Source organism: Huijunlia imazamoxiresistens (genome assembly GCF_037132455.1).
GTDB lineage: Bacteria > Bacteroidota > Bacteroidia > Chitinophagales > Chitinophagaceae > Flavisolibacter > Flavisolibacter imazamoxiresistens.
Genome location: NZ_JBBBEI010000003.1, coordinates 101,516 through 127,290 on the forward strand (window position 1 = coordinate 101,516; position 25,775 = coordinate 127,290).

Annotated in this window: 23 protein-coding genes; 5 read left to right on the forward strand and 18 right to left on the reverse strand. The window is 58.5% G+C overall.

From position 1 onward, the window contains the following. Positions 1-81: 81 nt before the first annotated feature. Complete coding sequence (locus V9K67_RS04310) at positions 82-1,119, forward strand: LacI family DNA-binding transcriptional regulator (RefSeq protein ID WP_336720343.1); 1,038 nt, start codon at positions 82-84, stop codon at positions 1,117-1,119. 95 nt (positions 1,120-1,214) lie between these two features. Next, a complete protein-coding gene (locus tag V9K67_RS04315) occupies positions 1,215-2,108 on the forward strand; it encodes an aldo/keto reductase (protein WP_336720344.1) in 894 nt (297 codons plus the stop codon). Between the two features lie 66 nt (positions 2,109-2,174). On the opposite strand, the gene V9K67_RS04320 is transcribed toward V9K67_RS04315, so the two are convergent. From V9K67_RS04320 to V9K67_RS04360, 9 genes are all read right to left on the reverse strand, one after another. Next, positions 2,175-2,597, reverse strand: a complete 423-nt coding sequence (locus V9K67_RS04320; RefSeq protein ID WP_336720345.1) for a response regulator — start codon at positions 2,595-2,597, stop codon at positions 2,175-2,177. A 313-nt stretch (positions 2,598-2,910) separates the two neighbouring features. Next, positions 2,911-4,515, reverse strand: a complete 1,605-nt coding sequence (locus V9K67_RS04325; protein ID WP_336720346.1) for a sensor histidine kinase — start codon at positions 4,513-4,515, stop codon at positions 2,911-2,913. Beyond that, the gene (locus V9K67_RS04330) at positions 4,508-4,951 is read right to left on the reverse strand and encodes a response regulator (RefSeq protein WP_336720347.1); all 444 of its coding nucleotides are present in this window, start codon (positions 4,949-4,951) and stop codon (positions 4,508-4,510) included. Before V9K67_RS04330 ends, V9K67_RS04325 begins: the two co-directional genes overlap by 8 nt. After that, positions 4,944-7,595, reverse strand: coding sequence for a PAS domain S-box protein (locus V9K67_RS04335; RefSeq protein WP_336720349.1), 2,652 nt, complete (start codon positions 7,593-7,595; stop codon positions 4,944-4,946). Before V9K67_RS04335 ends, V9K67_RS04330 begins: the two co-directional genes overlap by 8 nt. 215 nt (positions 7,596-7,810) lie before the next feature. Further along, positions 7,811-9,475, reverse strand: coding sequence for a T9SS type A sorting domain-containing protein (locus V9K67_RS04340; protein WP_336720350.1), 1,665 nt, complete (start codon positions 9,473-9,475; stop codon positions 7,811-7,813). Positions 9,476-10,022: 547 nt separating this feature from the next. Beyond that, the gene (locus V9K67_RS04345) at positions 10,023-10,502 is read right to left on the reverse strand and encodes a hypothetical protein (protein WP_336720352.1); all 480 of its coding nucleotides are present in this window, start codon (positions 10,500-10,502) and stop codon (positions 10,023-10,025) included. A 716-nt stretch (positions 10,503-11,218) separates the two neighbouring features. Beyond that, positions 11,219-12,718: a calcineurin-like phosphoesterase C-terminal domain-containing protein gene (locus V9K67_RS04350; protein ID WP_336720354.1), complete on the reverse strand. Its 1,500-nt coding sequence runs from the start codon at positions 12,716-12,718 to the stop codon at positions 11,219-11,221. Between the two features lie 35 nt (positions 12,719-12,753). Then, positions 12,754-12,885 (reverse strand): hypothetical protein, encoded by a 132-nt coding sequence (locus V9K67_RS04355; protein WP_336720356.1) that lies wholly within the window; start codon positions 12,883-12,885, stop codon positions 12,754-12,756. A 508-nt stretch (positions 12,886-13,393) separates the two neighbouring features. Then, entirely contained in the window at positions 13,394-13,651 is a 258-nt protein-coding gene (locus V9K67_RS04360; RefSeq protein WP_336720357.1) for a hypothetical protein, read from the reverse strand. Positions 13,652-14,131: 480 nt separating this feature from the next. Here V9K67_RS04360 and ppk1 point away from each other — a divergent pair, with 480 nt between their 5' ends. Next, the gene (ppk1, locus tag V9K67_RS04365) at positions 14,132-16,252 is read left to right on the forward strand and encodes a polyphosphate kinase 1 (protein ID WP_336720359.1); all 2,121 of its coding nucleotides are present in this window, start codon (positions 14,132-14,134) and stop codon (positions 16,250-16,252) included. A 125-nt stretch (positions 16,253-16,377) separates the two neighbouring features. Here the strand turns inward: ppk1 and V9K67_RS04370 are convergent, their stop codons facing one another. Then, on the reverse strand, positions 16,378-17,436 hold the full coding sequence (locus tag V9K67_RS04370) for a DUF4236 domain-containing protein (protein WP_336720361.1): 1,059 nt from the start codon (positions 17,434-17,436) through the stop codon (positions 16,378-16,380). A 198-nt stretch (positions 17,437-17,634) separates the two neighbouring features. Here V9K67_RS04370 and V9K67_RS04375 point away from each other — a divergent pair, with 198 nt between their 5' ends. After that, the gene (locus tag V9K67_RS04375; RefSeq protein WP_336720363.1) at positions 17,635-18,570 is read left to right on the forward strand and encodes a putative 2-dehydropantoate 2-reductase; all 936 of its coding nucleotides are present in this window, start codon (positions 17,635-17,637) and stop codon (positions 18,568-18,570) included. Positions 18,571-18,586: 16 nt separating this feature from the next. Here V9K67_RS04375 and V9K67_RS04380 read toward each other — a convergent pair whose 3' ends face one another. From V9K67_RS04380 to V9K67_RS04400, 5 genes are all read right to left on the reverse strand, one after another. After that, a complete protein-coding gene (locus V9K67_RS04380; RefSeq protein WP_336720364.1) occupies positions 18,587-19,312 on the reverse strand; it encodes a DUF72 domain-containing protein in 726 nt (241 codons plus the stop codon). 93 nt (positions 19,313-19,405) lie between these two features. Then, the gene (gene zwf, locus V9K67_RS04385; protein WP_336720365.1) at positions 19,406-20,917 is read right to left on the reverse strand and encodes a glucose-6-phosphate dehydrogenase; all 1,512 of its coding nucleotides are present in this window, start codon (positions 20,915-20,917) and stop codon (positions 19,406-19,408) included. A gap of 76 nt (positions 20,918-20,993) precedes the next feature. Next, entirely contained in the window at positions 20,994-21,452 is a 459-nt protein-coding gene (locus tag V9K67_RS04390) for an RpiB/LacA/LacB family sugar-phosphate isomerase (protein WP_336720366.1), read from the reverse strand. Positions 21,453-21,475: 23 nt separating this feature from the next. Next, the gene (locus V9K67_RS04395; protein WP_336720367.1) at positions 21,476-22,534 is read right to left on the reverse strand and encodes a sugar phosphate isomerase/epimerase family protein; all 1,059 of its coding nucleotides are present in this window, start codon (positions 22,532-22,534) and stop codon (positions 21,476-21,478) included. A gap of 29 nt (positions 22,535-22,563) precedes the next feature. Then, positions 22,564-23,721, reverse strand: a complete 1,158-nt coding sequence (locus V9K67_RS04400) for a Gfo/Idh/MocA family protein (RefSeq protein ID WP_336720368.1) — start codon at positions 23,719-23,721, stop codon at positions 22,564-22,566. A 187-nt stretch (positions 23,722-23,908) separates the two neighbouring features. Here V9K67_RS04400 and V9K67_RS04405 point away from each other — a divergent pair, with 187 nt between their 5' ends. After that, complete coding sequence (locus V9K67_RS04405; RefSeq protein WP_336720369.1) at positions 23,909-24,397, forward strand: hypothetical protein; 489 nt, start codon at positions 23,909-23,911, stop codon at positions 24,395-24,397. 70 nt (positions 24,398-24,467) lie between these two features. Here the strand turns inward: V9K67_RS04405 and V9K67_RS04410 are convergent, their stop codons facing one another. From V9K67_RS04410 to V9K67_RS04420, 3 genes are all read right to left on the reverse strand, one after another. Next, positions 24,468-24,764, reverse strand: a complete 297-nt coding sequence (locus V9K67_RS04410) for an antibiotic biosynthesis monooxygenase family protein (RefSeq protein ID WP_336720371.1) — start codon at positions 24,762-24,764, stop codon at positions 24,468-24,470. A gap of 71 nt (positions 24,765-24,835) precedes the next feature. Further along, positions 24,836-25,156: a GNAT family N-acetyltransferase gene (locus tag V9K67_RS04415; protein ID WP_336720373.1), complete on the reverse strand. Its 321-nt coding sequence runs from the start codon at positions 25,154-25,156 to the stop codon at positions 24,836-24,838. Between the two features lie 22 nt (positions 25,157-25,178). Next, the gene (locus tag V9K67_RS04420) at positions 25,179-25,721 is read right to left on the reverse strand and encodes a YceI family protein (protein ID WP_336720374.1); all 543 of its coding nucleotides are present in this window, start codon (positions 25,719-25,721) and stop codon (positions 25,179-25,181) included. Positions 25,722-25,775: the final 54 nt, after the last annotated feature.

Here is a 25,775-nt window from a genome sequence, read left to right on the forward strand (position 1 = left end):
GATTGCTTTCCGGCCCCTGGCGGAATTCACCGGTGCGGCCGGCGCTTAAACCCCTGCCGCCCCTCCCCAAACACCCTTGCCATGCAGAAACGCGTTTGCTTAAAGGATATCGCCCAGAAAGTGGGGGTTTCCACCGCCCTGGTATCCTATGTACTGAACAATCAGAAGGTGGACCGCATCCGGAAGGAAGTGGCCCAGAAGATCAAGGACACCGCCCGGGAACTGAACTACCGGACCAACCACATTGCCAAAAGCCTCAAAACCAACAAGACCTTTACCATCGGCCTGATCGTGGCGGACATTTCCAATTCTTTTTCCTCCTCCCTGGCGCGCATCATCGAGGACGAGGCCGAAAAGAACGACTATACCGTCATTTTCGGCTCTTCGGACGAGAACGGGCAGAAGTGCGCCAAGCTGATCCAGGTGTTCCTCAACCACCAGGTGGACGGGCTGATCATCGCGCCTCCCTTCGATGCCGCCGACCAGTTGCGCTCCCTGCAGCAGCAGAACGTGCCCTTTGTGCTGATCGACCGCTTCTTCCCCGGGCTGGAAGCGCCCTTTGTAGCCATCGACAACTACCGGGCGGCCTTTTCGGCCGTGGAGCACCTGCTGGCCAACGGCTACCGCCGCATCGGCTTTGTGGGCTTCGACTCCCCCCTGAACCATTTGCAAGAACGCGGCAGGGGCTACCGCGACGCCCTGCGGCAGCACGGGCTGCCCCCGGAAGCCCGGCAAATCAAATCCCTGCCCCTTAGCTTTACCCACCGGCAGGTGGAACAGGCCATCGACGAGCTGCTGGCCCTGCCCGAGCCGGTGGACGCCCTGCTGTTCGTATCGAACCTGCTGTCCACCCACGGCCTGAAGTACCTCAATACCCTGGATCTGTCCGTACCGGCCGACCTGGGGGTGGTTTCCTTCGACCAGTCGGATGCGGCCGACCTGTTCTATGCCCCCCTCACCCATATTCACCAGCCCCTGCGGGAAATGGGCCGCCAGGCCACCCAAATGCTGCTGGAAAGCCTGGGCAGCCCAAAGGCGCCTGCCCGTGGCGTATTTATGGAAGCCGAACTGGTAATGGGAAAATCAAGTAGGAGGTACGAAGTAGGAAATACGAAGTGAGGAAATAGAAACCAGGAAAGAAAAAATAAATGCCGGGCTGCGCCTGATGGGCGGGATTAATTCCGATCATTGCAGCCAATCGGAAATCAATTGCAATGGAAAAAATTTACCTCAGCGATGCCGGCCCCAAGGTGTCGCCGGCCATTTACGGCTTTTACCGCTGGAGCGAAGAACAGGCGGCCGCTGCCGGCACCATGGAAAAGATCGTGCACCTGTGCCTGGAACTGGGAATCAACACCTTTGACCATGCGGACGTTTACGGCGGCTACCAATGCGAGGAGCAGTTCGGCAACCTGCTGCGCACCAAATCCATCAGGCGCGAACAGGTGGTGCTCTTTACCAAGTGCGGCCTGCGCCTCCCCCACCCCAGCCAGCCCGGGGTGCGCCTGCCGCATATCGACACCTCGAAGGAGCATATCCAAAAAAGCGTGGAGGCCTCCCTGCGCCGCCTGCATACCGATTATATCGACATCTTCCTGCTGAACCATTTCGACCCCATCGCCCACCTGGAAGAGACCGCCCTGACCCTGCAGCGGCTGAAAGAGGCGGGCAAGATCAAAAATATCGGGGTGGCCAACTTCTCGGTCTTCCAGCACCAGCTGCTGGCCTCGTACCTCAATGCGCCCATCGTGACCAACCACATCGAGCTGAACCTGCTGAACACTTCGGCCCTCGACAACGGGCAGGTGGACTACATCCGCCAGCGGTTCATGCGGCCCCTGGCCTCCGCTCCCCTGGCCGAAGGCCGCATTGCCGAAGGCACCGACGGGCTGGCCGAAAGCCTGCGGACCAAACTGGAAGAGATCGCACCCAAGTACGGGGCCGACCTGGAGTCCCTGGCGGTGGCCTGGCTGGTGAAGCTCGGCGCCCTGCCGCTGATCGGCACCACCAGCGAACAGCGCATCCGCAACATTGCCGGTGCCTTCGCTATCCAGCTCGACAACCAGGACTGGTACGAACTGTACACCGCCGCCAAGGGCGGGCTGTAAAACAAAACCGGCAATAGAGGCCGAAGCGCTCTATTGCCGGTTTTGTTCTTAGTTACTGTGGACCCGCTAACAGGGGCATGCCTGGCTCCAGGCCAGTTCCCCTGGAAGAAATTTTACCATGAGCTTCCGCAGCTCGGCGGCCAGTACTTTTATATGCCAGGGCTTTACTAGGTAGTGCAGGGCGCCCGCCTCGTAGGCTTCCTCCACATTGCGGGAGAAATTCGACGTGCTCCACATGACCACCGGGATATGCCGGCAGATAGGATTCTTTTTGATGCGTTTGAGGCAATCCACCCCGGTTTCGCCGGTCAGCTTATAGTCCAACACGATCAGGAAGGGCTTTGTGCCTTCGATTACGTTGCATAATTCGCCGGTATGCCGGAGGCATTCAACATTTATATCAGGCGATAAGCCCGCCAGGGCTTCCTGGAAGAAGGAACAATCATCCAGATCATCCTCCACCAGGAGAACTGTTTTTTCCGGTTTCATTTTACTGTTCTTTTTTAGAGTGTAGGGCACTCATAATGCAGAATGGCAAGATTTCAAAGGGAGGTGGATGGAAGGAGCTTCCGTTTTCGAATCTTTTCGAATTTCCTACCTAATGGGCGTAAGGCCAACTTTTCTCCCCTCTTTTCACAAAACTTTTAAGAAAAAAATTTGTTCGAAGTGAAACTGTTTAAAAACAGGGAATGAAGACGGGGAAAGCCTTCAACAAAGTAAAAATCCTGTGTAAAACCCTGCCTTCCAACAAATTATAACAAACCACCAACTGTAAAGATCTTCCAGCCGATGGACTTAAGGATCAGCCTTCCTCGGCATGGCGGCCGGGCAGCAGCACAATAAAGGTGGCGCCTTCTCCCGGCTGGCCTTCCGCCCGGATCCGTCCCTGGTGGTTTTCCACCACCCGCTGGCACAGGGCCAGCCCGATGCCGGTGCCGGGGTATTCTTCCCGGGAATGCAACCGGTGGAACGGGTCGAAGATCTTTTCGGCAAAGGCCTGCTCGAAGCCGATGCCGTTGTCGGAAAATACCAGCTTGCGGTATTCCCGCTCGTCGGGGAGGCGGAACTGTCGGATCTCCTCGGCCGTGACGGTGCCGTTGGCGATACGGATATGGGGCTGGCGGTCGGGAGGAATGAATTTAAGGCTGTTGCCCACCAGGTTATAGAACAGCTGGTACATCTGCAGCTCGATGGCTTCGATCACCGGCAGTTCCTCTGCTTCTACCCGGGCATTTTTTTGCTGGATGCGGACCTCCAGGTCGTAGAGCACATTTTGCAATACTTTGTTTAAGTTGACGGGCACGAACTCCTGGTGGCTGCTGTGGTGTTTGAGGCGGGAGTAGTCGAGCAGCCCCTTGATCAGGTCGCTCATACGTTTGGCCGAGGTTTCGATTTTCATCAGCAGGCCTTCGGCGGTGGGCAGCTGGGCGGTCTGCAGTTTCAGGCGTTCGCTGAACAGCAATATTTTACGCAGGGGTTCCTGCAGGTCGTGGGAGGCCACGTAGGCAAACTGCTCCAGCTCGGCATTCGACTTGGTCAGCTGCTCGTTGGTTTCGGTAAGCTCGGCGGTACGCTCCTGCACTACCTGCTCCAGGTCTTCGGCATTTTTCTTCAGGGCCTGCTCGGCCATCTTGCTGGCCGTCACATCCATCATGCTGCCCACCATGCGGTTGGGTTTTCCCTCTTCGTCAAACAGGGTATACGCCCGGTCGTAGACGTGGGCATAGGTGCCGTCGGCTTTCTGGAAGCGGTATTCGGCCGACCAGTTCTTCCCGCCCTGGGCGATTTCCCGCTGCAGCGACTGGATCACGCGTTCCTTATCGGCGGGGTGGATGCGGTGGTAACGGAATTCCGGCAGCAGGTTCTGGGGGTTGCCGTCGTAGCCGAAAAGGGACCTCAGCCCTTCGTTCCACCACAGGGTTCCCTGCGTCAGGTCCCAGTCCCAGATGGCATCGTGGGTAGCCTTGGCCAGGGCGTGAAAGCGCTCGTTGCTTTCCCAGAGCGCCTGCAGGCTTTTTTTGCGCTCGAGGCTGTAAAAGACCGATTTTTTCAGCACCCCCGGGTTCACGTCGTCTTTCAGCAGGTAGTCCTGGGCGCCCAGCGAGATGGCTTCCAGGGCCACGGCCTCGTCTTGCAGGCCCGACAGTACCACGATGGGCACCTCGGGGATCAGGTTGTTGAGCACCACGAAAGACCCGGTGCCGGTGCCGTCCGGAAGGCTCAGGTCCAGGAAAGCCAGGTCCACGCGCCCCTCCTTCAGCAGTTCGGGCACATCGGCCAGGCAGCCGGCATGATAGATCCTGCCTATGGGAATATGGGTTTCCTCCAGGTAGGTTTTGAACAGGAGGAAGTCGCCTGGGTTGTCTTCAACGATCAGCAGGTTCCTGGGGACGGGAAGATTATTCATGATCGTGGGTTTTTGGCAGTTTTACAATACTGATCCAGAAGTCCCTGATGGTATGGATCACGTCCATAAAATCCGACAGCTTTACCGGTTTGGTGATGTAGCAGTTGGCATGGTTCAGGTACGATTCCATGACGTCCTTTTCGGAATTGGAGGTGGTGAGCATGATCACGGGGATTATCTTCAAAAAATCGTCCATTTTGATGATGGACAACACTTCTTTCCCGTCCAGGCGGGGCAGGTTGATGTCCATCAGTATGAGGTCGGGGGTAACGGCTTCGCGGAACCGCCCTTCCTTGCGCAGGAACTGCAGGGCTTCTTCCCCGTCCCGGGCCACATCCATTTTGTTGTGCAGTTGTGCTTCATGCATGGCTTCGCGGGTCAGCACGATATCGCCTTCGTTGTCCTCGACCAGCAAAATATGCACCTCCTTATTCATGTACAGCTTTATTCAGGGTGAAGAAAAATGTGCTGCCGCCGCCGGGTGTGGAGTCCACCCAGATGTTACCCCCGTGGCGCTCGACGATGACCTTGCAGATGGCCAGGCCGATGCCCGTGCCGGGGTATTCGGCTTTGGTATGCAGCCGCTGAAAGACGGCAAAGATCTTTTCATGGAACTTGGGATCGATGCCGATGCCGTTGTCGCGGACCGAAAACTTCCAGGAGTCGCCCAGGTCCTCGCAGTCGATCTCGATCCGGGGATTTTGGTCGCTGCGGTATTTGAGGGCGTTGCCCAGCAGGTTCTGGAACAGCTGGGTCATCTGGGTTTTGTTGGCCAGCACCACCGGCAGGGGGCAGTTTATCCGGACGGTGGCCCCCGATTCCTGGATGGCCAGGTAGAGCAACTGCAGCACGTTCTGCACCACCCCGTTGAGGTCCACCTCGGCAAACAGCTCCTTGTTGCTGGCGGCCCGGCTGTATTGCAACAGGTCCTGGATGAGGCCCTTCATGCGTTCGGCCCCGTCCATGGCAAAATGAAAATACTGGCGGGTAGAGTCGTCGAGCTTGCCTTCGAGCCGTTTTTCCAGCAGGGCCATGAAGCTGCTCACCATGCGCAGCGGTTCCTGCAGGTCGTGGGAGGCCACGAAGGCAAAACGTTCCAGCTCGGTATTGGAGGCCTGCAGCTGGGCCGCCCTCCGGTTCACCTCCTCGTTCAGCCGCTGCAGCTGCAGCTCGTGTTTCTTTTCATCGGTAATGTCGCGGGTAACGCCCACGATCCGGTAGGGTTCCCCGTCCGGGCGGCGCAGCACCAGGGCCCGCACGTTGATGTAGGCTTCCGAGCCGCCGGCCTTCAGCAGGCGGCACTGGCCGGTATAGTTCATGTCGGGTGCCTGTAAAAAAGCCCGGAACTCCTGCCCCATCCGGCCCCGGTCGTCGGGATGAATAAAAGCGATGACTTCCAGGGGATCGGGGGAAGGGCCCACCGGCACGCCCAGGAGCTTTTCCAGGGCGTCGCTGACAAACAGTTCGCGGGTTTCCAGGTCCACGTCCCAGATGATGTCGAAAGAGGCCTGGGTGGCCAGGCGAAAGCGTTCGTTGGACCGGCGGATCTCTTCTTCCGCTTTTTTGCGGTCGGTGATATCCAGCACCAGGGACATGCCTTCCGAGCCGTCCGCCACCAGCGCGGCGGTCCCGATCTCCACCGGAATGCGGGTGCCGTCCTTGCGGATATATTCTTTTTCGTAAAGCGTATGGGTGCCGGTAACCAGCAGGTCGTTCAGCGACTTGCGGTCCTGCGTCGCATACTCGGGGGGCGTCATTTTGGTCCAGTTGATCCGTCCCTGTTCCAGGTCCTGCCGGGTATAGCCGGTCATTTCCAAAAACTTGTCGTTGGCCTCCAGGATGCGGCCGTCCACCGACCAGTAGAACACCCCGGTGATGCCGGCCCGGTAAAAGCGGTTCAGGCGCAGTTCCAGCGCCTTGCGTTTGCTGATGTCCATGGACAGCACAAACAGGCCTTCGGGTACCGGCTGGATGTGCAGCTCGAACCAGCGGCGGGTGCCGTCGGGAAAGACGAATTCATTTTCCAGTACCCGGGCGGTGCGTTCTTCCATGCATTCCCGGAAAACCCGGAACACCCGGGTTTCTTCCACTCCCGGGTAATTTTCCATCAGGGTATGGTCCTTCAAGGTTTCCAGGGGGTACCGGCCCTGCCAGACCGCCGCCTCGTTGACAAAGATGTATTTCCAGTCGAAGCCCAGCACCTGGATACCCTCCTGCATGTTTTCGAGCAGGAAACGAAAGCGTTCCTCGCTGTTTTTAAGGGCCAGCTCGGCTTCCTTGCGGGCGGTCACATCGCGCAGCGAGGCCACCTTACCCACTACCTGCCCGTCCGTATCCTGCAGCGGCTCCACGTGTACCAGCAGCCAGAAGGTCTTGGAGCCGTCGGGGTAGTCGATCTCGTAATCGACCACGATGCCGTGCTCCACCGGTTCGGTGAGGGAGCGGACCGCCTCCTGGCGGTGAGGGGCCAGGTTGTACAGCAGGTTGTCGCCCACCTGCAGCAGGTGGCCGGTGATCTTTTCCATGATGTCGCGGCCGGCCTCGTTGATGATGCCGATGTGGTAAGCATTGTCCAGGATGATGATGCCCTCGCGGGTACTGGCCAGGAAGAGGTTCAGTTGCTTTTTGTAGCGGACGAGGTTTTCCAGGTTCAGGCACTCGATCTCCAGGGCGGTGGCCGTGCCGTTGGCGGGGTTTCCGGCCTCCCGGATTTTTTGGAACACCAGGCAGGTGCGGGTGGGGCGCTGGCCCGGGGGGGCCTGCAGGGGTTTTATGCGGTTTTCGATCAGGTGGCCCTTCCCGCTTTCGATCTCGGCCAGGGCTTCCCCTCCATCCGAAGTGGTGGCCTGCCGGAGGCAATCGTGCAGCGATGCGATTTCAGCGTCTCCGAAGTAGGAGAGAAAATCTTCCCCTTTTTCGTACGTCTTGCCCAGCACCAGGGAGGAAAGGGCGCGGGCGCGGGCGTTGAGGTCCCGGATCTTCAGTTGGTCATCCAACACGACAAGGGCATCCGGGATATGATCCAGGACGAGCTGCAGGTACTGCCCCGCCGGTTCTTTATTCAGATGGCTAAGCCCCATTATTTATTGGTTCCTGTGCAGCGAACGACCCTTGGAAAGCCACCCTTGCTCCAGCAAAATACCTAGAACTACTAAGGGTTTTTACAGATCATCCGAAAAACTACAAGATACTGCACTTTCAGGAAGGATTGCAATCTTTATTCCGCACCGGTATACCGGGACACAAAAAAGGCGGCCCGAAGATGCGGCCGCCCTTTCCTTTCAAAATTACCCCTCTATTTTACCACGATCAGTTTATTGGTTTGGGTCCATTTTCCCGCCGGGGCCTGCAGGCTGAGCCGGTAGAAATACACGCCTTTTTCCAGGGAAGAGGCATCAAAGGCTGCCGTGTGCAGGCCTGCTCTCGCCGTTGTGGCATTAGCCAGGGTAGCCACTTCCCGGCCCAGCCCGTCATACACCCGCAGCGAGAGCCGGCCCTCAAAAGGGAGCTCGTAGCGGATGGTGGCGGTGGCGGCCACCGGGTTGGGATAATGCGTCACCTTCAGCAGGGAGGAAGGCTGCAGCATCTGCTCCGGGGCGGTGGTCACGGCTTCGCTTTTGGCGGCGGCACCGGAATAGCGAACGGTCAGGTAATCCTCGCCCGCCCCGTCGGTATAGCTGGTGCCGGTAACGAACAGCTTGCTCCCACCCAGCGCCAGGCAGGAGGCCCGGGTGCCCGAAAAGCGTTCCACCCACTGCTGGCTGCCGCTGGAGCTGTACTTGACGGTGGCACCGCCGCTGCCGGGGCCGGCGCTGTAGCCGGTCACAAACACGTTACTGCCCGCATCCACGGCCACGGAATACGCCATGTCGTCGCCATAGGGACCCTTATAGGTAGCCACCCATTTGCGCTCGCCGTCCTTGTTGAATTTCAGGGTGGTGAAGTCCATGGACTCGTCGTCGGGGCCGGCGCCGCCGGTGACGTAAACGTTGCTGTTTGCATCCACCACCAGGGAGGTGGGAATATCGTAACCGGAGCTGCCGGTATTGTAGCGTTTCGCCCAAAGCCGGGTGCCTCCGGTATTGTACTTCATGGTCATGTAGTCCCAGCTGGTGGTGCTGCCGTAGCTCACGCCGGCCACGTACACGTTGCCGCCCGGGTCGAGGGCCAGGCCTACCGGCAGGTCGTAGGAATTGCCGGTGCCGTCGAAGGTGTTGGCCCAGAGCTGCTTGCCGCTGCTGTTGTACTTGATGGTCACAAAGTCGGGGTAGGTATCGCCCTTGGCCTGGTAGCCGGCAATGAACACGTTGCCGTCCTTATCCACGGCCAGGCCCCGGCTCACCCAGGCGTCCACGGCGGAGGCGTTGATTTCCTGTTTCCCGGCAGGATAGCGGGCCACCCACTGCTGTACCCCGCTGCTGTTGTATTTAATGGTCGCATAGGAAAACTGGCCGTTGCCGTCGGCGCTGGTGCCGTACACATACACGTTACCGGCTTTATCTACCGCTACGGAGCCCACCTGTTCGCGGTCGTTGGCGGGGCCGTTGTAGCGGCTGACCCATTTCTGGACGCCCCCGGCGTCGTACTTGATGAGGGCGAAGTCCATACCGCTGCCCGAGCCGGTGCTGGTGCCTCCCACGTACACGTTGCCGGCCGCATCGGTCGCTATGGCTTCGGACTTATCGTAGGCATTGCCGGGGCCGTTATAGCGGGCAACCCATTTCTGGACGCCCCCGGCGTCGTAGCGGAGGGTAGCGAAGTCTTCCTGGCTGCCCGAGCTTTCGCCGGTCACATACACATTCCCTAACGCATCCGCGGCCAGGGCGCTGGGGCGGTCGCCCCCGTTGGCAGGGCCGTTGTAACGGCCGGCCCAATCCTGGAGGGGCGCAAAATGGAAAAAGCAGAACAGCATTGGTGCAGCCACGATCAGCCGCCTCATTAAACGTGAATTTTTATTCATGACCTCATGGTTTTGGTGGTGACAATTCAATAGGTAAACGTTCCATCTGGAAAAAAGGAGATCGAGGGTCCTTGCTCGTGAATAATGCCCGGCTGTGGGAACAGAGACGACGGGGCGCCCTTTTTACCGGAAAGGGCCAACCCGGGAAGCAGAAAAAACCTTATCCGAAATACCAGCTGAAAAAAAACGACTTACAAATTAAGAAATATAAAATTCTATGCCACTGCCGGGCTTAAAATTCTGGCCCGGGCAAGCAGGCGGGGCCGCAAAGGCGGAAAGGGAAGAACAGCTTTCCTGCGGCACAGGTTTTCCCTTACAGGCTTCCGTTTGTTTTCCTCTATCCGGCTGGGCGCGGCTACCGGGTGATCGGGCAGGTCCCGCCCAAATTGCGGAAACCTTTCCACCGAAGCGGTTTGGGGCCGCCCCAAATGCGCGGCTGGGCCCCACGGTGCGGCAAAGGGTAAAAAGCGGAAAGCCCGGAATTCTTCCCTTTTCCAGGGAGGAATTCCGGACTTTCCGAAAAATGCTGTTACCCCTGTGCTAACGCTCAGGCACAGGCGGCGGCCGGCACCATCTGCTCGTCCCGCAGGCGGAGCTTCAGGTATTCACCGATGAGGATGGCCGCGGGATAAAGAATGTCGTCTTCCATCTTCGCCAGCTGCATCAGCTGGCAGGCAAAGCTCACCACTTCGGGATGGTCTTCTTCGGTGGCGTTATTGATCAGTTCCTGCAGGGTAGCTTCCATGATCTGGTTTTCGGCCAGCATTTCCGGCAGGTAGCGCTTCAGCTGGTCCGCCAGACCGATGACGGGGGTCATATCCGAAAGCACGTTCCCTTCCGCCAGGGCCGGCAACAGGGCCAGGGGCGCCAGGGCATACTGCTCATTTTTGATAAAGTGGGGATGCAGCGACAGTAACTGCGCTACTTTCCGGGCTGTACGGCCGGTTTTATCACATAGAATCACCGCATGGTTCAACCGGCTTAATAGTTCGTCGTGATTGGTTTTAAAGGAGTGTGGAAGTGCCATTTGCATTTGAAAAGTTTTTGACGTGAATAATATCCCGCAACAGGGGCCTTGCAGCACGATGACTGGCTTGGGGTGCTCTTCCGACATGTTACGTAAAAACACCACGTAAAAGCCCTAAAAATATCGCGCCAGTTCCTGAGCTTTTAAGGAATTATTATCCCCCGGTCCGGTCCCGGTCTTCCCTCGTGGCCCGGTATCGGGACAAGGACTTCCGGCAGAGACGCCCCCACTTCTTACAAACAGCTCATAATTAAGCTAAACAATATGAAGTATTTTTACCATTCAATCCATTACGTTCCGTTGGCGGCTGCGGCTGGTAGTTAAATTTTTCCGATCATACAAATGACTGATATTCATAGACCACAAGCCCCAGTGGGGCCTTCTTGTACGTTTTTCCCCAACCTTGCCCCGGTCTTTTCCCCGGCAGGGGCGACAACAGCCCGTCCCTCCCATTGATTATCAACAGCTTACCCCCGTAAGTGGTTTAAAAAACGACCCCGGGGAGGAAAAGAACGCCCCACGGGGCCATCTGGCCGCACCGGTGATATTCCACCTCAATTATCGCATTCAAAAAAAATCGCACCAACGAAAACAAGTTGCTGAGTTCCAAAGTTTCCGGGTACTTCTAAACTTGACAAGTTTTAAAAATCTGTCCGTGTTTTTTACGGTTCCAACATTTTCTTTTGGCTCTTTTCCATTGCCCATTGTCTATTATTCTAGGAAAGGCGGAGGAATTCGGCGAAGACGTTGCCGAAGCGGTCCGTGGCCCTTACCCGCACTTCGCGGGCAGCGGCGGAGGGGCGGGCAAAGAACAGGTGGTCCGTGGGCGTGGGCTCGACGAACCGGTGCTTGCGCGGCAGCTCGGGTCCCCCGAACAGCTCCTGCGCCCAGGGATCAAAGGCCGTGCGCTGCTCCATGGCGCCTTTGGCCTCGCCGTCCTCGAACCACTCCACCTTCCAGGACGGGTCCCAGTTCCAGACATTGGCAGCGATCTCGGCGGGGTTATCCGCAACCCTGCCTTTTTCATACACCCGCAGCTGGTGTTCACGCCCCTTGCCGGTCGACTTGTAGTACCAGCGGATCTCGCTGCCGTCCACTTCGTACACCCCGTAGCCGTTGGGCGTACCGTCGGAGCAGATCGGCCCCGTCCACCAGGCGCCGCAAACGGTGCCGTGCACGTGCTCCATGACGCTGCCCTCCTCCCACTTTTCACTCACATGGGTATGCCCCGACATGATATGGGTGCGGAAGGGCGCCAGTATCTTGTACAGTTGCTTGCGGTTGGAAACCGTTCCGCCCAGCTCCTCCTCTGTTTTGGCGCGGCGGGCGGCGCCGGTATTGGAAGGAATGTGCAGGCTGACCACCACCGTGGAGCCGGGCTTCACCAGCGCCAGGTCCTGCTCCAGCCAGCGCAGCTGGGGCTCGGTCAGGTAGCCGATGTATTTTTTGGCGGCGCCGATAAAGAAAACGTCGTCCAGCACCACGTAATGGATGGCGCCCCGGTTAAAGGAATAATAGGTAGGTCCGAACTGCTGCTTGAAGGTGCGGGCCGAAAAATCATCCGCCCGGGCATCGATATCCATATCATGGTTGCCGATGACGTTAAAGAACGGGATGCCCGTGATCTGCAGCGCCTGCTTGTAGGACGCATAGAGTTCGTGGTGGTCCCACACCAGGTCGCCGCAGCCGATGCCGTGAAACAGGGCGTCTTTGGGATATTCCTGCACCAGGGAGGCCAGGTCGGGGGCCGACTCGGCGGTCAGTTGGGCGGCATCCTTTTCGGAAATGATCTGCGGGTCGGCCCAAACCACGAACTGGTGTTTGCGGTCGTCCACGGGCAGCTTTTCCAGGGAAAAGTCGGCGGTAAAAACACCCTGCTTGCCGGTAACGGGCGTATAAAATTTAGCAACGCCCTGCTCGTGCGGGAAGGCGTAGCCGGCGGGAAGGCTGATATACACAAACTCGGCGGTATTGTTGCTCAACAGCTCATAATAACCTTTCGTATCGGTGGTGGTTACGTTCCAGCCGTCGGTAACGGCGACGCCGGCCAGGCCCTTGCCGCCCCCGGTCACTTTTCCTTTCAGCCGCAGGTTGGCCAGGTCCACCGGGCCGGTCTTAGCACCGGGAGCAGGGGCAGCCTGCACGACGGCGCCCGGCAGGGTAAGGACGGCACCGGCCCATCCTAACTGCTTCAAAAAACTTCTTCTGTCAGACATATTGGGTTCGATTGATTAAGGACATTTTCCGGTTATCAGTGGTTGTGCAGCAGCACGGTAAACATATAACTGATGGTATAGAAGCAATAGCCCAGGATGGAGAGAAACACCAGCCATACCAGGCCCAGGAACATCGTTTCCGTACTGCTTTTTTTGTTGTTGACCATAACAGGATCGTTGATCGGGTTCAAAAAAAGACCAGCCGTGTAAACTCTGGGTAAATCGAATATTAAGAATAAATGAACTCCCGCTTCCCGGGCCGGCATAGCAGCGGTGCTCCCATGCATGAAACAATCTTCTTATCCGCCACCGGCCGCCCCGGGCCTTTGGGAAAAACAAATCGGCCCGGGCAACTTTTCCCATATAATTTTCCGTAAAGGATGGAGCCCGGGCCTGCCGACAGCACTGCCCGGTCCCAAACTTTTTTGTTGCCGGCACCGAACTTTCTGTCCGGGGTAAACGCAGGAAGGAAGGTGCTGCCCGGCAGCTGTACAGTTTTGATGCGTTCTTTACACAACCTGTGTCGATTCCACAATTTTTCCGTGCGGTGCGGGCACGAAAAAGCCCTGCAACTTTTGGCTGCAGGGCCGGTGAAGCAATATTGTTTTTAGGATCTTGTCCTGCCGCCGGCAAATACCTAACCGGCAGCACGGTCCCGAACGGCGCCATAGGCCGCTAGGGATTGGAGGAAAGGTTCTTGACCAAATGCGCTCGCAAAAGCACGCCCTGCAACAATCCCCGTTTTTCCGGGAAGGCGTATTGGGGGCGGGAGCGCCGGGACGGCCGGATACGGAACGCTCGTAGACCCTGGAACAGGGAGCGGGTGAAGAGGGACAAACCAAGAACGGCGTATAACAACGCCAGCAGGGGGGCGATGAACGGCACTACACAGAGGTAGAGGAAAAAGCCGATGAAGCTTAAAAGTTGGTTCATGTTACAGGTATTGTGGGGGTGAAAGGACTCGATCCGGGAGCAGGCGACCCTGGGGTTAGCAGGATTCAACTTCCATGATGACAGCCGGGCTTTTCCATTCGTTGCATTCCGGTACGGAGATTTTTTCACTCCCCAAAACCAGCCAAAAAGAAAGGCTCAAACCGTTCATCCGCCTGTTTTTTGTTCCAGATAAACTTAAACAAAATAGATGGTTTTCAAAAATTGATCCTGTTTTTTTTCGCAAACAATTTTCCCCTTCCGCCCCCGCCGGAAGCGGCCGGGATCAAGGGCTCCGCCCCCCGCGACCGGTCCGCAATTTACCCCCGCAGGCACCGCCCGCGCCTACATATTCCAATAATTTTTCATTACCATTTTTGAACCCCACCCGGAACTTCCGGAGGCGGCAGGATACAATTACTTAACATGTGAAGCCGGGGCCCTTCGCTACTTTTATCTACGGTTTTATTATTGAAAACTCTTATGACCAAACCCACCTTCATTCCCCGGGACATCAGCTGGCTCAGTTTTAACGCACGCGTGCTTCAGGAAGCCAACGACCCCACCGTACCGCTGCGGGAAAGGATCCGCTTCCTGGGTATTTTTTCCAACAACCTCGATGAGTTTTTCCGCGTACGGGTGGCCACGCTGAAACGGCTGGCGGCCCTGGACAAAAAGGACAGCTACCCGGCCGAAGACCCGCAGCAGGTGCTCAACGACCTACAGGTGCAGGTGCTGCAGCAGCAAAACGAATTCAACCGGATCTGGGACAACATCCTGGCCGAACTGGAAGCGAAAGGCATCTTCCTGGTTTCCCCGGCGCAACTGAACCGGCAGCAGCAGCTGTTCGTCAAAAAATTCTTCGACGAGGAGGTCCGCAGCAACATCATCCCGCTGCTGCCCCAAACGAATCCCTCCTTTCCCTACCTGCGCGAAAAATCGCTCTACCTGGGCGTGGTCATGAGCCGCCACGAATCGGCCTACGACCAGAAGTACGCCTTCATCGAGGTGCCGGCCAAAGCCGTCGGCCGCTTCCTGTTGCTGCCCCCTACCGACGGCCGGCAGCACATCATCCTGCTGGAAGACGTGATCCGCTTCAACCTGCCCTCCCTCTTCGCCTATTTCAGCTACGACCAGTTTTCGGCCCACATCTTCAACGTGACCAAGGACGCCGAACTGGACATTGACAACGACCTGTCAACCTCGCTGATCCAGAAAATCGAAAAGGGCCTCAAAAACCGCCGCAAGGGCAAACCGGTACGGCTGGTATACGACCGCGAAATGGATGCCGGCCTGCTGAACTACCTGGTGCGCGAGCTGAACCTCACCCGCAAGGACAGCGTCATCCCCGGCGGGCGCATCCACAACTTCCGCCACTTCATGAATTTTCCCAACGTCTTCGGGCCCCGCCAGCAACGTCCCGCCCCCCTGTCGCACCCCGCCCTGGAGGGCCGCTCGGGCGTTACTTCGGTCGTGCTGCAACAGGATGTGCTGCTGCATTTTCCCTACCACTCCTTCGACCCGGTGATCGACCTGCTGCGCGAAGCGGCCATGGACCCCGGCGTGGAAGTGATCAAAATTACCCTGTACCGCCTGGCTTCCGACTCCAAAGTGATCAATGCCCTGGTGAATGCGGCCCGCAACGGCAAGCAGGTGACGGTGGCCCTGGAACTCAAGGCGCGGTTCGACGAAGAGGCGAATCTGGAATGGAAAAAACGGCTGGAGCTGGAAGGGGTAAAAGTACTGGCCGGCTTTCATAACCTGAAGGTGCATGCGAAAATCTGCCTCATCCGCAAACGGACCGGCAGCCACCTCGTCCAGTACGGCTTTGTGAGCACGGGCAACCTGAACGAAAAGACCGCCCGGGTATATGCCGACCACTGCCTGCTCACCGGCAACCGCCCGGTCATGGCCGACATCAACCGTATCTTCGACTTCCTGGAGGGCCCGCGGACGGACTTTACCCCGCTGAAGGCCTGCAAAACACTGCTGGTATCGCCCACCGGCATGCGGCCCGAACTCTCCCAACTGATCCACCGCGAAATAAAGGCGGCCCGCCGGAAAAAGCCGGCCGCCATCACCCTCAAGCTCAACTCGCTCAGCGACCATGCCCTGATCACCCAGCTGTACGAAGCGGCCTCGGCCGGGGTGGAAATCAAACTGATCGTCCGCGGAATCTTCTGCCCGGTATTCACCGGTGAAAGATTCAAAGACCGGATCGCTGCCATCAGCCTGGTGGACGAATACCTCGAGCACGCCCGGGTGCTGGTCTTTCACAATGGGGGGAAACCGAAAGTGTATCTCTCTTCAGCGGACTGGATGGTCCGCAACCTCGACCACCGGGTGGAAGCGGCCGTGCCGGTGCTGGACCCGCAGCTGAGCCGGGAACTCCGCGACCTCCTGGACCTCCAGCTGCAGGACAATGTAAAAGCAAGGATCCTGGACGGCGCTCTTTCCAACCACTATGCGCTCCCCCAAAACGGAGCACGCATCCGTTCGCAAAAGGAAACCTACCAGTTTTTGAAAGCCAGGGGCGAGAATAAGGGAGAGATTTCGGATGCCGGATGTCGGATTTCGGAACCCTTGACTACAGATAGCTTTTGACACATGAGCCCCATACAAAAACCCGGAACTTAAGCAGTAGTTTAAATAAAGTCAGACGGAATGGCTTAGGCAATTTTCACCTGTTAAGGGTTCCGAAATCCGGCATCCGGCATCCGAAATAATTATCATGCTACCTGGGGTTTGCCTTGGGTGCTTTTAAGCGCAAAGATGGCCTTGCGGTAATCGTTGTAGGCTTTACTGAAATCCTCGGCAAAACCATAATGGCTGAACTGGTACACCAGCTGCAGCCCGGCTTCCGTTTTCAGGCAGATCTCGCCGTAGCGCACTACGGGAAAACTGCGGTTGTTCTTATAGGTGAGGTGGGCCGCTGCGGGCTCATCGGAACCGGCCCGGCCCACGATCTGGCTTTCCCGCGGCACCTTTCCCTCCTCGATGATGCGGACCTCGTTAAAATGCAGCTGCAGCTCCTCCAGCCCGATGACGGCAAAATGGTCGGGTGCGGCATAAAGCACGGCAAAGTGCGGGTACAGCAGCATGTTGCCGCCGGCTGCATCGGTCAGCCACAGAGGCAGGATGCCCGTTTGGACCAGGGGGATGGTCCGGACGCCGAACCGAACCTCTTTCCGGCTTTCCGCCGCGGTGGTTGCCGCCGGGCGGGGACCTTTGCCCGTGGACCGGGCACCGCCGGAAACGTCCCAGGTACGTTCGCTGGTGACCAGGTTTTTAAAAGCCGCCACCATCCGGTCGTACTTCACTTTAATGTCGGGTTCAAACGACACCTCCAACTCCACGCAGCTTTTTTCGATCCGGGAGCGGATGGCTTCGGCGGCTGCCCGCCGGGCCTCCAGTTCCTGTTTGGTCTGCAGCGCCCCCCGCCGGTTCAGCAGGCCGTACAGCAGCAGGTTGCCGGCGGTAAATTTCATCCACAAACGCCGCAGGTCGGCCGTGACCTGCTCCAGGTCCTGTTGCAGTTCTTTTCGTTGCTGGTAAGCCGTTACCAGCAGTTGCCTTATACCGGCAAGGTCGTGCCCCTCCACGGACAGGGGGCGGCAACTGAAGAAATTTTCCAGGATGGCGGGCTCCTCCGGCCCAGGCCGGCTATTCAGCGGCCCGGTGGTGAGAAAGGCCCCGGGAAACCCTATAGAGGTGCAGACGCCGCTTTTGCCGAAGGCTACCTGGACGCCGGGAAAGATCGCGATGCGCTTTTGATAGTTCCATGCCATATGGGTCGGTTTTTGGATGATTTGCAGGTGGTTTTTTGAATGTTTTGGTTTTTATTACGGAGCCGGCAACCCCAGCAGGCCGCGGTTCGTTGGAATGCGTGGCGGGCTTTTCTTCGGAAAAGTTATTTAAAGTAGCACAAAAAGGGGAAAATTCCATGACTTTGCAACCTGGAAACTCAATAAAAAAATAATCCTCACATGAACCATCCCATCCGGTATGCGGTGATCGGCACCGGCGCCATCGGCGGATTCTATGGCGGGCTGCTGGCCCTGGCCGGCGAAGAGGTACATTTTCTCCTCCACAGCGATTACGATCAGGTGCGGCAGCACGGCCTCCACATCCAATCCGAACTCCTCGGCCCCCTGCAGCTGCGGAACGTCCGGGCCTGGCAGCGGGCCGAAGACATGCCCCCCTGCGACGTAGTGCTGGTGTGCCTGAAAAGCACCCTCAACCAGCACCTGCTGCCCTCCCTCCTGCCGCCCCTGCTGCACCCCGCTACGGTGGTAGTGCTGATCCAGAACGGGCTGGGCGTAGAAGAGGACGTAGCCCGACTTTTTCCCGGCCTGGCCCTGGCCGGCGGCGTCGCCCTGATTGCCGCTACCAAGACCGGCCCCGGCCACATTCACCACCTGGAGCACGGCAACCTCGACATCGGCAACTTCAACGCTCCTGACCCCTCACGGCTGGAACCGGTGGTGGCCGCCTTTGCCCGGGCGGGCATCCCTTCCGCCCTCACGCCCGACCTGCACGCCCTGCGCTGGCGCAAGCTGGTCTGGAACATTGCCTTCAATGGCTTGTCGGTGCTGCTGAACACCACCACCGACCGCCTGGTGCAGGAACCTTATGGGTACGCTTTTTCCCGGGAGCTGATGCTGGAAGTGATCGCCGGCGCCCAGGCCTGCGGTGTACCCCTGCCTTCCTCCTTTGCCGACGACATGCTCCAGTTTACCCGGGCCATGCGGCCGTATGCCCCCAGCATGAAGCTCGATTTCGACCACCACCGGCCCCTGGAAATAAAATATATCTACGAAACCCCGGTGGCCCGGGCCCGGGCTGCCGGCTATTACATGTCCAAAGTGGACCTGGTGGCCCAACTGCTGCGGTTCCGGGAAAGCGAAAACATTCGTGGGTAATGAATATAAAATCCTTTTACCCCAGGATCGCCCGGAGGGTGGAAGCGTTGTACACGGCATTGCCGCCGCCGTCGTTGTTGAAGTAGGCGTACACATCCTTGCCCTGCCCCTGCCATTCGCGGATGCGGGCGGCCCACCAGTGCAGGTCCGCATCGGGGTAGTAGCCGCCGTACAGGTGCTGGCGGTCGGGACCGTGCAGGCGCACGTACACAAAGGAAGCGGTGGACCGCAGGATGCAGGGCAGGTGCGCCCCGCTCATGATGCAGTAGGCCGCACCGTAATCTTCCAGCAGGCGGAACACGGCATCCTGGTGCCAGGTGGGGTGGCGAAATTCCACCGTTACCCGGATCCAGGGCGGCACCTGCTGCAGGAAATACCGCAGCCGTTCGAAATCATAGGCGAAATTAGGGGACAGTTGCACCAGCAGCACCGCTCGCTTGTCGCCCAGCTCGTGCCAGCAGATCTTGATGCGCTCCAGCCAGCGCTCGGGAGCGTAGAGGCACTTGGCGTGGGTCAGTCCGCGGGGCGCCTTGACGCTCATCTGGAAGCCGGGCGGCAGGCGGCGCTGCCAGCTTTTGAAGCCTGCCAGGCTGGGCCAGCGGTAGAAGCTGCTGTTCAGCTCTACGGTGTGAAAGCGGTGCACGTAATACCCCAGCCGCTGCCAGGGCGGCAGGCCCTCGGGATATAAGACGCCCTGCCAGTGGTCGTAGCTCCAGCCTGAAGTGCCGATGTGAACGCTCATGGGGCAAAGATATTTGTAGTCGGAAAATCTTTGGTTTTGCGGAAATAGGGATGTCTCCCCAAAAAAACCCATCAATCGATACAAAACATACACTTACCCTTCAAATAAATGGGTATTGCTGGCCCAAACGTGACCCTGCCGGGCAATGAGGGCCTCGGCAGTTTCGGGTCCCCAGGAGCCGGCGGCATAATTGGGAAAGTCCAGGGGGTCGCGGCGCTCCCAGGCCTCCAGCACCGGCGTGATCACATCCCAGGCGGCCTCCAGCTGGTCGGCGCGCAAAAACAGGCTGGCGTCGCCCACCATGGCATCCAGCAACAGGGTCTCGTAGGCCTCGGGGGTTTGCGTGGAGCATTTATCGTAATCGAAAACCATTTCGGCGGGGGTCAGGTGCATTTCCAGGCCCGGCCGCTTAGCCATAAAGCGCGTGCTGATGTCCATCTGCGGCTGGATGTTGATGGTAAGCCGGTTGGGCGACAGGCTGCCGGCAGTGCTTTCGGGAAAAGCGGCGTGCGGCACGGGGCGGAACTGTACCGTCACCGAGGACGTTTTTTCCTGCAAGCGCTTGCCGGTACGCAGGTAAAAAGGCACGCCCTGCCACCGCCAGTTGTCGATGTAGAGCTGCAGGGCGGCAAAGGTTTCGGTCTCCGAGGCCTTGTCCACCCCCTTTTCCTCGCGGTAGGCGGGCACTTTCTCGCCCTGCAGCCAGCCGCGGGCATACTGGCCGCGCACGGCAAACTGCGGCACCTCGTCGGGGGCGATCCGCCGAACGGCCCGCAGCACGTCCACCTTGCGGTTGCGCACCTCCTCGGCGGCAAAGGAAAGCGGCGGCTCCATGGCCACCATGCACAGGATCTGCAGCAGGTGATTCTGGATCATGTCGCGCAGGGCGCCGGCCCCCTCATAGTAGGCGCCCCGGTCCTCCACCCCCACCTTTTCGGCCACGGTGATCTGTACCGAGTCGATATAGTTGCGGTTCCAGAGCGGTTCGAACAGGGCGTTGGCAAAGCGGAAGACCAAAATATTCTGGACCGTTTCCTTACCCAGGTAGTGGTCAATGCGGTAGATCTGCCGTTCCTCGAAGGTGCGGGTGAGCAGGTTGTTGAGGGCGACGGCGGTTTCCTTGTTGTGGCCAAACGGCTTTTCCACGACGATGCGGTCGCGGGCGGGTTCGGCGGCCAGGCCGGCCTTGCCGATGTTGGCGGCGGCGGCCTCCACGTGCTCGGGAGCTACCGACAGGTAGATCAGCCGGTTGGCCCGGGCGCCCCACTCCCCTTCAATAGCGTTGATCTTTTCGGCCAGCTTATGGTACGATGCCTCGTCGTGGATATCGGAAGCCAGGTAACTAACGGCGGGGGCGAACCGCTCCCATACGGCCTCCTCGGGTGCACCGGTGCGGGAGAACTCCTTCAGTCCTTCCTGCAGGCGGCCGCGGAAGTCGCCCTCTTCCAGGGGCTTGCGGCCCAGACCGATAATGGCGAAGCGGTCGGGCATGGAGCCGTCGCGGAAAAGGTTGTAGAAGGCAGGGACCAGCTTTCGTTTGGCCAGGTCGCCGGTGCCGCCGAAGATGACGATGATGGTGGGGGCAGGCTTTTGTCCGGAGTTCATGGAGGTGCTTTTCCCTTTCCTCCTTGAAATTTAATGCCAGGGCCTGTTCCAGCCTTTGATTGCCGGAAGTACCGGGTTATTCCCCCCTTCCTCCTTTTTCGAGGCGGAGGACTTTTTCCAGCCGGCGCTGGAAGCGCTCGCCGCCGGCGTAGCGGGCGTTGAGGAACACCTGCACCAGTTCCCAGATGAGCACCAGGCCGATCACCCGGGCGCCGACGCACATCAGGTTCATGTCGTCGTGCTCTACGCCCTGGTGGGCCGAATAGCTTTCGGTGATGAGGGCCGCCCGGATGCCGTCGATCTTGTTGGCGGCTACCGACACCCCTACCCCGCTGCCGCAGACGGCAATGCCCCGCTCCACCTCGCCCCCGGCGATGCCCCGGGCCAGGGGCAGCACGATGTCGGGGTAGTCGTCGGTCTGGTCGAAGGTATGGGCCCCGTAATCCACTACTTGGTAGCCGGCGGCGTTTAGCCGTTCGACGAGTTCCTGCTTCGTTTCAAAGCCGGCATGGTCGGCTGCTATGCCTATTTTCATCGTTGCTTTTTTTACGGGTAAACCTAAGATAAACCCAGGATTTTGCGGTTCTGCGCTTCGTTGGTGCCGCCGCCGGCAAAATCGTCAAACGCCTTTTCGGTGGGCCGGATGATGTGGCGGCGGATGAAATCCGCGCCTTCACGGGCGCCGTCTTCGGGATGCTTGAGGGCGCATTCCCATTCCAGCACCGCCCAGCCGTTGTAGCCGTACTGGGTCAGCTTGCTGAAAACCGTTTTAAAGTCCACCTGGCCGTCGCCGAGGGAGCGGAAGCGGCCGGCACGGTGGGTCCAGCCCTGGTAGCCGCCGTAGACGCCCTGCTTGCCGGTAGGTCGGAATTCGGCGTCCTTGACGTGGAACATGCGGATGCGCTCGTGGTAGAAGTCGATGTATTCGAGGTAGTCGAGGCATTGCAGCACGAAATGCGAAGGGTCGTACAGCAGGCAGGCCCGCGGGTGGTGGTGTACCTCTTTCAGAAAAAGCTCGTAGCTGATGCCGTCGTGCAGGTCCTCGCCGGGATGGATCTCGTAACAGAGGTCCACGCCGGCTTCGTCAAAGGCATCCAGTATCGGCTGCCAGCGGCGGCCCAGTTCGCGGAAGCCGGTCTCCACCAGGCCGGCGGGGCGCTGCGGCCAGGGGTAAACGACAGGCCACAGCAGGGCGCCGCTGAAAGTGGCGCAGGCGTTCAGCCCCAGGTTGTGCGAGGCTTTGGCGGCATAGCGCAGTTGCTGCACGGCCCAATCGGTCCGGGCTTTTGGATTCCCCCGCATGGCCTCGGGGGCAAAGCCGTCGAAGAGGAGGTCGTAAGTCGGGTGCACCGCCACCAGCTGGCCCTGGAGGTGGGTGGACAGCTCGGTGACCTGGAGGCCGCAATCCGCCACGATCCCTTTCAGCTCGTCGCAATAGGTTTTGCTTTCGGCCGCTTGTTTCAGGTCGATGCAGCGGGCGTCCCAGGCGGGCAGCTGCACGCCGGTATAACCCAACGAGGCGGCCCAGCCGCAAATAGTTTTCAGATCATTGAAGGGCGGTTGGTCGCCCAGGAACTGTGCCAGGAAGATCCCCGGTCCTTTGATTGCCTGCATCATGCTGTTATTGAATCTTTTTTTATTGGGGGTTACAGGGTGAATTCGGTCCATTTTTCGGTGCTGCGGCCCGAGCGGATAACGTTTTCGATAAAAGCCATGCCGCGGATGCCGTCTTCCAGGCCGGGGAAATCCAGCCATTCCTTCCGGGGCGTTTCGTTTTGGGCGGCGGCACGGACGGACAGGGCAAAGTTGCGGTAGTGGTTGGCAAAGGCCTCGAGGTAGCCTTCGGGATGGCCGGCCGGCACGCGGGTGTTGTGGGCGGCAAACGAGCTGAGGTAGGGACTGCCCGTCCGGTAAATTTCGGTGGGGCGGCCGCTCCATTTCAGCAGCAGGGTATTGCAGTCGGTCTGTTTCCATTCCAGCCCGCCTTTTTCGCCATAGACCTTGATGGTGACGTCGTTTTCCTCGCCGGCCATCACCTGCGAGGCATAGAGCAGGCCGCTGGCGCCGTTATCGAATTTCAGCAGCACGGCCCCGTCGTCGTCGAGGAGGCGGCCCTCCACCACGGTATGGATGTCGGCGCACAGGCGGGTCACCTTCAGGCCGGTCACGTATTCGGCCAGGTTGAAGGCATGGGTGCCGATATCGCCCATGCAGCCGGCCTGGCCGCTGCGGGCGGGGTCGGTGCGCCATTCGGCCTGTTTGTTTTCGGCGCCTTCCAGGAAGGTGCTCAGCCACCCCTGGGGATAGGCCACTACCACCTTGCGGATGGTTCCTAGGTTGCCGGCCTGCACCTGGTAGCGGGCTTCTTTTACCATGGGATAACCGGTATAGGTATGCGTAAGGCAGAACAGCCGGCCCGATTGGGTGGCTATTTCCTGTAATTCATGCGCCTGGGCGAGGTCGAAGGTCATGGGCTTGTCGAGCACCACGTGGAAGCCCGCTTCGAGGGCTTTTTTCGCCGGGTCGAAATGCAGGTGGTTGGGGGTGACGATGCTGACGGCGTCGATCCGCTCGCCTTCGGGCAGGCCCTTTTCACGGGCGATCAGTTCGTCGTAGGAGGCGTACACCCGGTGGGCGGGCAGGTGCAGGGCTTCACCCGCTTGCCGCGACTTTTCGGGGTTGCTGCTGAAGGCGCCGGCCGCCAGCTCTATTTCCCCGTCCATTTGGGCGGCGATGCGGTGGACCGCCCCGATAAAGGCGCCGGGGCCGCCGCCGATCATCCCGATTTTCAGTTTTCTGTTCATTACCGATGTTGTTAGTTGATGTTACGATCCGAGAAAGATAAGGCAAAGAAAGTGACATTTATCAAAGCAGTTGCCTGACGCCTGTCATAAAGCCGGAGGGTTCGACTGGCCTTACTTTGTACCATTAGAACGGCGCTTTTCTTTCCCCGAGATGCAAACCATTCCTTTTTCCTTTCAACAACATTTTATGAAACAGAACCTTCTGCTTTCCGCTTCCCTCGGCCTCTTCCTGCTCCTTGCCCATCCGTTGCATGCCCAGGAAAACGAAGGCCGGACCTTATCGCCCGTTACCATTGTTTCGTACCAGGTGCAGCCGAAAGTGATCCGCGCTTTTGAACGCTCCTTTAAAAATGCCGCCGACCCGGTCTGGAGTAAGATCGGGGAAAAATTCCTCGTGCGGTTTACCCGCGAAGGCCTGAAGCAGCATGCCTTATTCGGCAAACAGGGAAGCCTGGTGTACCACCTTACCTTCGGGGGAGAAAAAAATCTCCCAGAAACCGTACAAAACCTGGTGAACGGAAAGTATTCCGGCTACAGCATTGTAGCGGCCACCCATATCGAAAACGAGGAACGCAATATCTGGGAGGTCAAGCTGGAAGGCATGCGGAACCTGGTGTCGGTCCATGTAGAGAACGATGAGGTGGCCGAAGTGGAATCGTTTCGGAAAGCCCTCTGACACGATTTTAAACAGAGGTTCCCCTGGGCTGCTCGAGCAGCTCAGGGGAACCTTATTCTTTATGGCATTCTTATTTTTCGAACTTCAGCTCGTAGTGTTGTACGAAGGGCGGGTTTTGGAAATACGGCCCGATGAGGCCGCGCCATTGTACGAACAGGTCCGATTCGCGGAAGCCGACGGTGTGGTCTTCCAGGGTTTGCCAGCGGATCAGCAGGAGATAACGGTTTTCCTGCTCGATGCATTTTTGGAACTCGTGGCCCAGGTACCCTTTGGATTGGCTGATCACCGACTGCGCCTTTTCCAGGGCGGCTTCAAAATCCGTATTTGCCCCTTCCCGGATGTCGATGGTCACTACTTCAAGAATCATAGGTAAAAATTTTCGCGGAAGGTAAGGGATTGTTACAGGCTTCCGCGCAAGGCCTCGTTACCGCGCCCCGCTTACGCCTCCTCTCCTGCCCGTTTCCAGATATCGGCATAGGCGGCCGGGTTGCGGGCAAACTGGGCATGTACGTAAGGACAAAGCGGCACGACCTTCAGGCCCTGCTCCCGGGCATAAGCCACCATGGCGGCCAGCAGCTTTTTGGCCAGCCCCTTGCCTTCGGCCTCCGGCACCACTTCGGTATGATAGACCGTCAGCTCGCCGGCGGCAACGGAAATCACCATTTCGGCGATCCGCTGCCCGTTGTCTTTTATTTCAAAAAAGCCTTTGCCGGCCCCGGTGATCTTCAGTTGAACGTCTTCCATATCTTTCTGTATCATTTCGTGAAGATCGGCTTTTTCGTTACGCCTGCGCCTGTTTTACCAGCTGGATGTCGGCGTGGATCTTAATTTCATCGCTCACCACCACGCTGCCGGCTTCGGTTACGGCGTTCCAGGTCAGGCCAAATTCCTTGCGGCTGATCTTGCCGTCGATGGTAAAGCCGGCCTTGGTTTGCCCGTAAGGGTCCACCACGATGCCGCCGAACTCCACGTTCACGGTCAGCGGGCGGGTGATGCCGCGGATGGTGAGGTCGCCGTGCAGCCTGGCCTCGTCACTGCCTTTGGCTTCATATTTTTTTCCCACGAAGCGCAGCTGCCCGTGCTCTTCGGCATTGAAAAAGTCGGGCGACTTCAGGTGGGTGTCGCGCTGCTGGTTGTTGGTGTCGATGGACTGGATATCGGCGGTGAATTCGATGTTACGGGCCGAAGCGAAATCCTCCGAGCCAGTTTCCACTTCCAGGTTGAACTTGCGGAAATAACCGGTGACGGTAGTGATCATCAGGTGTTTTACTTTAAAAAGTACTTCACTGTGGGCGGGATCTACGGTCCAGTTTAACGTTGCCATGTTTCTATTTTTTTATGGGTTTGTTTGAATAATTTGATAGAGCAAAATTCGCCC